Genomic DNA, 7,900 nt, shown 5'->3' with positions numbered 1-7,900 from the left:
CCCCCCGGGGGGGTGGTGGTGTCCCCCCCACAACCACCCCCCCCCCCGCCCCCCCCCCGCCCCCCCCCCCCCCCCCACGCTGGATGCTGTGACCTCAGCGGCGGTAGGCCGGCGGGGTGGTGCTGCCGCGCAGGTAGCGGTCGCGCAGTTCGGTCTGGCGCGAGCGCATCGGCACCGCGCGCCCGCCCAGCCACATGCGCTCGGCATAGTGGCCCACGTCCAGCGGGTCGCCTTCCCACAGCACCAGGTCGGCCTGCTGGCCCACCGCGATGCTGCCGATGCGGTCGGCCACCCCGAACGCCTGCGCCGGGACCCGGGTCAGCCCGGCCAGCGCCGCCTCCCAGGGCAGGCCGTGGGCCACCGCGTTGCCGGCCAGCTGGCGGATCTTGCGCGCGTTGTGCGAGGCGTCGCCGTCCTGGCTGAAGGCCACCGGCACGCCGGCCGCGTGCAGCCGTGCGGCGTTCTCCAGGGTGGCGCCGATCTGGTCGAAGCTGGCCGGCAGGTTGGCCAGCGCGTCGACAAACACCGGCACCCCGGCCGCGGCCAGCTGCGGCGCCAGCCGCCAGGCCTCGGCGCCGCCGGCGATGGCCACGCGCACCTGCTCACGCCCGGCCCAGCGCAGCAGCTGGCGGATGTCCGCGGCGCGGTCCACGCGCACCACGATGCGCCCGTTGCCGGCGAGATAGCGCGCCAGCACCGCGCGCCCGGCGGGGGTCAGCAGCGCATGCGGCGAATCGGCGGCGACGCGGCCGCGCGCTTCGGCCACCATCTGGTCGAGCAGCATCCACTGCGCGGCACGCGAGCTGCCGGACAGTTCCGCGCCGGCCGCGCCCAGGCGCACGAACAGCATGCGCGGGCCGATGGGGTCGGCGCTGCCGTCCAGCCGCATCACCCCGCCCTGGCCGGCGATGAAGCCGCCGCCGCTGTTGGCGCCCAGCGCGGTGAAGCCGATGCCTTCCACCCGCGCCACCGGCACCAGCACCGAGTCCGGGTTGTAGGCCAGGGTGACGTCGAACTCGGGGCGCTGCGGCTGGTCCTCCAGCTTGACCGCGCTGTCCACGGTCGCGGCCTCGCCGGAGATCTCCTCCACGCCGATGTCGGTGATGCCGCCGAACAGCGCCGGGGTCAGCGGGCGGCCGCCGGCATCGACCACCTCCACCCCGGCCGGCGCGGCCAGCCCCGGGCCGATGGCACGGATCACCCCGCCCTGCACCAGCACGTCGCTGGCAGTGAGCGTGCCGCGCGCGGTGGCGGTGTGCACGGTGGCATTGCGGACCAGCACGTCCTGGGCGCAGGCGATGCCCGGCACGGCCGCGGCCAACAGCGCCAGGCGGCGCAGGAACACGAGGGACGCGCTCATGGCTGCACCTCCTGGCCGAGCATGAAATCACTCAGTGGCTGCTGCGCGCGGTTGCCGCGGTCGTAGGCCTGGAAGCCGTCGACATAGACCTTTTCGGCCAGCGCGTAGGAACTGAAGGGGTTGCCGTTCCAGACCACCACGTCGGCCATCTTGCCCGGCTCCAGGGTGCCGGTGCGCTGTTCGATGCCGAGTGCGCGCGCGGCGTTGGCGGTGAGCCAGCGGATGGCATGTTCCGGCGCGATCTCGCCCATGCCGGCGCGGCGTGCGCTGGCGATGACCTTGGCCGCTTCCTGGTTCAGGCGCTGGATCCCCTCCGGCGAATCCGAGTGCACGATGGCGCAGCTGTTGGCCGGGCGGTCGACCAGCGCGATGTTCTCCTGGATGCCGTCGAAGGCTTCCATCTTGAAGCCCCACCAGTCGGCCCACAGCGCGCCGCACACGCCTTCGGCGGCGAGCCGGTCGGCGAGCTTGTAGGCTTCCACGCCGTGGTGGAACGCGGCCACCTTGAAGCCGAATTCCCTGGCCAGGTCGAGCATGGTCGCCATCTCATCGGCGCGGTAGCAGTGGATGTGCACGCGGATGTCGCCCTGGATGGCGCCGGCCAGGGTGTCCAGCTTGAGGTCGCGCTTGCCGCCGCTGTCGCCGGCACTGTCGCCGTTGTCGTCGCGGCCGAAGCGGCGCTTGCGCTTGACCGGCGCGGCGGTGTTCTTGGCGATGTACTCGCTGGCGTCGATGAAGGCGGCGCGGTAGCCGGCGACGTTGCCCATGCGCGTGGCCGGCGCGGTGCCCTTGCCGCCATACACGCGCTTGGGGTTCTCGCCACAGGCCATCTTCAGGCCCCACGGCGCGTCGGGGAACTTCATCGCCTGGTAGGTGGTGGCCGGCAGGTTCTTCAACGTCACCCCGCGGCCGCCGACCAGGTTGGCCGAGCCGGGCAGTACCTGCATCGCGGTCACGCCGCCGGCCAGCGCTGCGGCGAAGCCCGGGTCCTGCGGCCACACCGAATGTTCGGCCCAGACGTTGGCGGTCACCGGCGCGGTCATCTCGTTGCCGTCGCCATGCGCCTGCACGCCGGGGCTGGGATACACGCCCAGGTGCGAATGCACGTCGATGATGCCCGGCGTGACCCACTTGCCGCGGCCGTCCACGCGCACCGCGTCGGCCGGTGCCTGCAGCGCGTTGCCGACCGCGACCACGCGGCCATCGGCCAGCAGCACGTCGGCGTCGTCCAGGCGCCGCCCGGTGCCGTCGAGCACGGTGGCGTGGCTGATCAGTACCGGCGCGGCGGGCAGTGGCCGATAGGTGCTGGGGTAGGGGTCCTGCACGAAGCGCGAGGTGGCGTCGGCAGGCGCGGGTTGCGCGCAGGCCAGCGCCAGGCCGAGCCCGGCCAGCAGTCGGTGTCGCATGGGTTCTCCATAGGCGGCGTGGAAGGTGCCCGCACGCTAGCCGTGGCCCCGGGATTTGCCAAGTGCATGGACTGGCGGGGTTGCAGGCGCGATCCGGCGCGCGGCCGTGGTGGTATCCAGAGCGGTGCCGGCCGCTTAAGCTGCACCGTCGCGGGCCAGCGTCGCCCCGCGGGCGGCCGAACGATCAGGGACTGGAGTGATGGAAGCAGTACAGACAGTGGTGGATTTCTGGCGTTCGGCGGGGCCGCGGCGGTGGTTCGCGCGCGACGACGCCTTCGACGAGGAGTTCCGCCGGCGCTTCCTGGACCTGCATTACCTGGCCGCGCGCCGCGGCTGCGAGGAGTGGCTGCACAGCGCCGACGGCGCGCTGGCGCTGCAGATCCTGCTCGACCAGTTCCCGCGCAACTGTTTCCGCGGCACTGCCCATTCCTTCGCCACCGATGGACTGGCGCGGCACTACGCCATGCGCACCATCGAGGAAGGACTGGACCGCGAACTGACGCCGCAGCTGCGCGCCTTCATCTATCTGCCGTTCGAACACTCGGAAGACCCGCAGGACCAGGAGCGCTCGGTGGCGATGTTCGAGGTGCTCGGCGACCTGGAGTACCTGCGCTTCGCCGAGCTGCACCGCGACATCATCCGCCGCTTCGGCCGGTTCCCGCACCGCAATGCGGTACTGGGCCGGATTCCGACGCCGGAGGAACTGCACTTCCTGGCCGAGGGCGGTTTCGCCGGCTGACGGCGGCGCGGCGGGTGCTGTCGTCGCGGGCGCCCTTCCAGTCGCGAACGCGGCGTTGCCGCGAATGCTCCCTGCGCATGGCCCCTCGCGACTGACCCCGCTCCCGCAGGCGTTGCCACCGGCTCGGTTGCGGCCACCGGAAACGCAGACACCGGCTTGCGCCGGTGTCTGCCTGCCTGCATGGTCGCTTCCGCGCGGTCAGTAGCGCGGCACGCTGTTGTCCACGTCCTGCGCCCAGGCGTCGATGCCGCCGGTGACGTTGTAGACGCGGGTGAAGCCCAGCGCGCGGAACTGCTCGGCCGCCTGCGCGCTGCGTCCGCCGCGGTGGCACAGGAACGCCAGCGCGGTGTCCTTGGGCAGCGCCTCCAGGCGGGCACGGTTGTCGCCGTCGAAGGTCTCGAACGGGGCGTTGATGGCGGCGATGGCGCGCTCGTCGGCCGGGCGCACGTCCACCAGGGTCAGGCTGCCGGCGCGCAGCTGGTCGTCGGCGCTGCGCACGTCCAGTTCCTGCACCGGCCTGGGCGCGTTGGGGTTGTCGATGGCCAGGCCTTGGCCGCGGATGTCGTCCACCCAGTCGATGGTGATGCCGTTGGCGCGGCGCGCGCTGGCCGCGTCGAACTGCACGCGCAGGCCGTTGGATTCGGCGGCGATGGCGTTGGCGTCGAGCGGGGCCAGTTGGAAATTCGGCTGGAAGCGCGCGTCGATGCTCAGCTGCAGCGCGGCGCCCGGGGCGTCGGCCAGCGCGCCCTTGAGCATTTCCACCGCGGCCGGGGTGATGGTGATCGACGGCGGGGTGCGGTCCGGCGGCGCCACCCCGAGCAGGGCGCTGAGTTCGCCGCTGTTGGCCATCTGCAGCATGATGTCGCTGCCGCCGACCAGTTCGCCGTCCACGTACAGCTGCGGGATGGTCGGCCAGTCGCCGTAGGCCTTGATGCCCTCGCGGATCTCCGCGTCGGCCAGCACGTTGACGTGGGCGAAATCGACACCCAGGTCCTGCAGCACGCCGACGGCCTTGGCCGAGAAGCCGCACTGCGGCATGGCCGGCTGGCCCTTCATGAACAGGACGACGCGGTTGGCGCCGAGGAGGGATTCGATGCGTTCGCGCAGGGCGGGATCCAGGGACATCGTGAACTCGTGAAGTTGGTCTGTGACAAAGGCGATTCTACGCCGCATGGCATCATGGGACATGACCGCCACGGGAACCCTGCATCGCACGCCCAGCCATCCCTGGCGCTGGGCCGGCTGGCTGCTGCTGTCGCAGGCGCTGGTGGCGCTGGCCTGGGCCGCGCTGGGCTGGACCACCGGCCTGCCGCTGCTGCTGGCCAGCCACGCGCTGTTCGTGGTGCCGGTGTTCCTGCCCAACAGCCGCTTCTACGCGCCGGTGCTGTCGCGGCTGCCCGGACCGGCGGTGTGGTTGACCATCGACGACGGTCCGTCCGACGACACCCTGGCGATCCTCGACCTGCTCGACCGCTACGACGCCCGCGCCACCTTTTTCATGGTCGGCGAGCGCGCGGCGGCACGCCCGGAACTGGTGCGCGAGGTGCTGCGCCGCGGCCACGGGCTGGGCAACCACAGCCATTCGCATCCGCAGGCCTGGTTCTGGCGCCTGGGGCCGCGGCGCATGGCCAGCGAGATCGGGCATTGCCAGCAGGTGTTGACGGCGATCGCCGGGACGCCGCCGCGCTGGTACCGCTCGGTGGTGGGCATGACCAACCCGTTCGTCGCCGCGGCGCTGCGCCGGCACGGGCTGGCGCGGGTGGGCTGGAGCGCGCGCGGCTTCGACGGCGTCCACTGCCAGCCGCAGACGGTGGTGGCGCGCATCGTCCGCGACCTGGCGCCGGGCGCGATCGTGCTGCTGCACGAAGGCGCCGCGCATGGCCACAATGCCGCCATCGTCGAATCGGTGCTGCAGCAGCTGCAGATGCGCGGGTTGCCCGCGCGGCTGCCGGAAACCCCGTAGACTCGCCGCCCGCCCTGCCGGCGGCGCCTGGACCCACCGCATGCCCTTTTCCCGCCTCGGCCTGTCTCCCTACGTGTTGCCCGCACTGGCGCGCGCGCTGGAGCAGGCGGGCTACGCCGCGCCCACGCCGATCCAGCAGCAGGCGCTGCCGGTGCTGCTGAAGGGGCAGGACGTGCTGGCGCTGGCACCGACCGGCTCGGGCAAGACCGCCGCCTATGTGCTGCCGGCCCTGCAGCAGTTGTTCCTGGCACCGCCGCGCAGGCCGCGGGTGCTGCGGCAACTGGTGCTGGTGCCCACGCGCGAGCTGGCGCTGCAGGTGGCCGACGTGTTCGCGACGCTGGGCCGCGAACTGCCGCGGCAGCCGCGGGTGGTGTGCGCGGTGGGCGGGGTGTCGATCAACCCGCAGATGATGGCGCTGCGCGGGGGCGCCGACGTGGTGGTGGCCACCCCCGGGCGCCTGCTCGATCTGCTGGCGCACAACGCGCTGTCGCTGCGCCAGGTGCAGCTGCTGGTGCTGGACGAGGCCGACCGGCTGCTGGAACTGGGCTTCGGCGACGAGCTGCGGCGGATCCTTGCCGAACTGCCCGTGCAGCGGCAGACGGCGTTGTTCTCGGCCACCTTCGCCGAGCCGATCGCGGCACTGGCGGCCGCCGGCCTGCGCGCGCCCGCGCGCCTGCAGGTCGATGACCAAGCCCCCGCGCGGATCGAGCAGCGCGCGTTGCGGGTCGATGGCGCGCGCCGCGTCGAGTTGCTGCTGGCGCTGCTGGCCGATCCGCGCTGGCGGCAGGTGCTGGTGTTCGTCGCCAGCATCCGCGAGGGCGACCGCCTGGCCGGCGCGCTGCGCGGGCACGGCATCGCCGCGCAGGCACTGCATGGCGACCTGTCGCAGGGCCGCCGGGTGCGCACCCTGCAGGCGTTCAAGGAGGGGCAGCTGCAGGTGCTGGTGGCGACCGACGTGGCCGCGCGCGGCATCGACATCGCCGGCCTGCCGGTGGTGGTGAATTACGCATTGCCGCGCTCGCCGGCCGATTACCTGCACCGCATCGGCCGCACCGGCCGTGCCGGCGCCACCGGGCTGGCGGTGAGCCTGGTCGAGGCTGCGGCGCTGGCGCACTGGCGGGTGATCTGCCGGCGCCATGGCCTGCGCCTGGAGCCGGAAGTGGTGCCGGGTTTCGAGCCGGCCGAGGCGGCGCCGGCCGCCGTGCCGGCCGGCGATGGCAATGGCGGCATCAAGGGCCGCCGGCCCAGCCGGAAGGACCGGCTGCGCGCCGCGGCGGCTGCGGACAACACCGCCGGCTGAACTGCGCGGGGCCGGGCAGGGCCCGGCAGCGCAGGCGCGGTCAATCCTCGAAGTCGCTTTCCGGCGGCAGGTCCGCGGCGGCCGCCGGGCGCGGCGTGCGCTTGCCGGGCTTACGCAGCACTTCCACGTAGAACTGGCGGTTGCCGGCGGCCACCAGCGCGTCCACCGCACGGATCAGCTCGGAAAACGGCACCGGCTGCGCGCTGGCCTCATCGACGCCGGCCTTGCTGTCGAAATCCCAGAAATCGGCGCCGGCCGGCAGCGGCTTGCCGCGCTCGCGCCTGACGTACTTGCGGATGTCGTGCTTGCTGGCTTCCAGCAGGCGCTCGGGATGCTTGCCTTCGATATCGAGGCGGTAGGTTCTTCTCACGGGACTCTCGTCAGGGTGCCGGCCCGGGACGGGCGGGGCAATGGCACGATTATCCGCGCAAACGGTGCCGCCGTGGTTCAGGCGCGGCGCGCGACCAGCAGCCAGTTGTTGAAGGGCGTGTTGCCGTACAACGGCGACAGGCTGACCTGCAGGCCGGCCTGCTCGAGCAGCGCGCGCAGGCTGGCGGCGTCGGGGTAGTGGCGCGGGCGGAACTGCATCCAGCCGATCCAGTTGGCGGCGCGGTCGCCGATGCGCGAGATGCGGCCGCGGCGGCTGTCGTCGGCCAGGGCCATGCGCAGGACCAGCCGGCCATCGCCATCGAGCATCGCCGCGGCGCGCCGCAGCAGCGCCGATTGCGCCTCGGCCGGCAGGTACTGGAGGACATCGAGGATGGCCACGCTGCCGCGGTGCTCGGGCAGGGTGGTGGCCAGGTCCATCACCTCGAAACCGCTGGCGGCCAGGCCGGCACGGCGGGCGACGGCATCGGCGCGGCGGATCTTGGCGGCATCGTTGTCCACCCCGCGGTAGCGCTGCGGCTGGCCGTCGTGGCGCAGCGCATGCGCCAGCAGGCCCAGCCCGCAGCCCATGTCCAGCAGCGGCGCGTGGCTGCCGCGCAGCGCCTCCAGCACGCCGGGGTAGAGCGGATCGCTGCGCAGCTTGGACAGCACGTAGCAGTAGTCCCAGCGGTTGCCCAGCGGGTGGCGCGGGGCGAACGCGCGGGCGATGGCCCGGGCATCCTGGGCGGCCATGGCCGCGGTCCCG

General features: G+C 73.0%; 8 protein-coding genes. 3 read left to right on the top strand and 5 right to left on the bottom strand.

Features of this window, described 5'->3' with window-relative positions:
* Positions 1 to 94: 94 nt before the first annotated feature.
* Both MKP15_RS16325 and MKP15_RS16320 read right to left on the bottom strand, forming a co-directional pair.
* A complete protein-coding gene (locus MKP15_RS16325) occupies positions 95 to 1,360 on the bottom strand; it encodes an amidohydrolase family protein (protein WP_240213433.1) in 1,266 nt (421 codons plus the stop codon).
* Positions 1,357 to 2,766, bottom strand: coding sequence for an amidohydrolase (locus tag MKP15_RS16320; RefSeq protein ID WP_104938070.1), 1,410 nt, complete (start codon positions 2,764 to 2,766; stop codon positions 1,357 to 1,359). The genes MKP15_RS16325 and MKP15_RS16320 overlap by 4 nt, the downstream gene beginning before the upstream one ends.
* Before the next feature lie 199 nt (positions 2,767 to 2,965).
* On the opposite strand from MKP15_RS16320, the gene MKP15_RS16315 reads away from it, so the two are divergent.
* Positions 2,966 to 3,505 carry a DUF924 family protein gene (locus MKP15_RS16315; protein ID WP_056931999.1) on the top strand — a complete coding sequence of 180 codons (540 nt, stop codon included), beginning with the start codon at positions 2,966 to 2,968 and terminating at the stop codon, positions 3,503 to 3,505.
* A gap of 198 nt (positions 3,506 to 3,703) precedes the next feature.
* On the opposite strand, the gene grxD is transcribed toward MKP15_RS16315, so the two are convergent.
* Positions 3,704 to 4,630 carry a Grx4 family monothiol glutaredoxin gene (gene grxD / locus MKP15_RS16310; protein WP_104938071.1) on the bottom strand — a complete coding sequence of 309 codons (927 nt, stop codon included), beginning with the start codon at positions 4,628 to 4,630 and terminating at the stop codon, positions 3,704 to 3,706.
* 46 nt (positions 4,631 to 4,676) lie between these two features.
* Here grxD and MKP15_RS16305 point away from each other — a divergent pair, with 46 nt between their 5' ends.
* Together MKP15_RS16305 and MKP15_RS16300 are read left to right on the top strand one after the other, a co-directional pair.
* Positions 4,677 to 5,468, top strand: a complete 792-nt coding sequence (locus MKP15_RS16305; RefSeq protein ID WP_240213432.1) for a polysaccharide deacetylase family protein — start codon at positions 4,677 to 4,679, stop codon at positions 5,466 to 5,468.
* Between the two features lie 40 nt (positions 5,469 to 5,508).
* The gene (locus MKP15_RS16300; RefSeq protein ID WP_240213431.1) at positions 5,509 to 6,768 is read left to right on the top strand and encodes a DEAD/DEAH box helicase; all 1,260 of its coding nucleotides are present in this window, start codon (positions 5,509 to 5,511) and stop codon (positions 6,766 to 6,768) included.
* Positions 6,769 to 6,808: 40 nt separating this feature from the next.
* Here the strand turns inward: MKP15_RS16300 and MKP15_RS16295 are convergent, their stop codons facing one another.
* Together MKP15_RS16295 and MKP15_RS16290 are read right to left on the bottom strand one after the other, a co-directional pair.
* The gene (locus MKP15_RS16295; RefSeq protein WP_240213430.1) at positions 6,809 to 7,138 is read right to left on the bottom strand and encodes a DUF6172 family protein; all 330 of its coding nucleotides are present in this window, start codon (positions 7,136 to 7,138) and stop codon (positions 6,809 to 6,811) included.
* A gap of 77 nt (positions 7,139 to 7,215) precedes the next feature.
* Positions 7,216 to 7,887, bottom strand: coding sequence for a class I SAM-dependent methyltransferase (locus MKP15_RS16290; RefSeq protein ID WP_161613237.1), 672 nt, complete (start codon positions 7,885 to 7,887; stop codon positions 7,216 to 7,218).
* Between the last annotated feature and the right edge of the window lie 13 nt (positions 7,888 to 7,900).

Source organism: Stenotrophomonas sp. Y6 (assembly GCF_022436665.1).
GTDB lineage: Bacteria > Pseudomonadota > Gammaproteobacteria > Xanthomonadales > Xanthomonadaceae > Stenotrophomonas > Stenotrophomonas acidaminiphila_A.
The sequence above is the reverse complement of the archived record's forward strand: the minus strand, read 5'-3'. Positions and strand labels throughout refer to the sequence as shown.

Coding starts and splice junctions, on each gene's coding strand:
- MKP15_RS16325 (WP_240213433.1), bottom strand. CDS start 1,360: ATGAGCGCGTCCCTCGTGTTCCTGCGCCGCCTGGCGCTGTTGGCCGCG.
- MKP15_RS16320 (WP_104938070.1), bottom strand. CDS start 2,766: ATGCGACACCGACTGCTGGCCGGGCTCGGCCTGGCGCTGGCCTGCGCG.
- MKP15_RS16315 (WP_056931999.1), top strand. CDS start 2,966: ATGGAAGCAGTACAGACAGTGGTGGATTTCTGGCGTTCGGCGGGGCCG.
- grxD (WP_104938071.1), bottom strand. CDS start 4,630: ATGTCCCTGGATCCCGCCCTGCGCGAACGCATCGAATCCCTCCTCGGC.
- MKP15_RS16305 (WP_240213432.1), top strand. CDS start 4,677: ATGGCATCATGGGACATGACCGCCACGGGAACCCTGCATCGCACGCCC.
- MKP15_RS16300 (WP_240213431.1), top strand. CDS start 5,509: ATGCCCTTTTCCCGCCTCGGCCTGTCTCCCTACGTGTTGCCCGCACTG.
- MKP15_RS16290 (WP_161613237.1), bottom strand. CDS start 7,887: ATGGCCGCCCAGGATGCCCGGGCCATCGCCCGCGCGTTCGCCCCGCGC.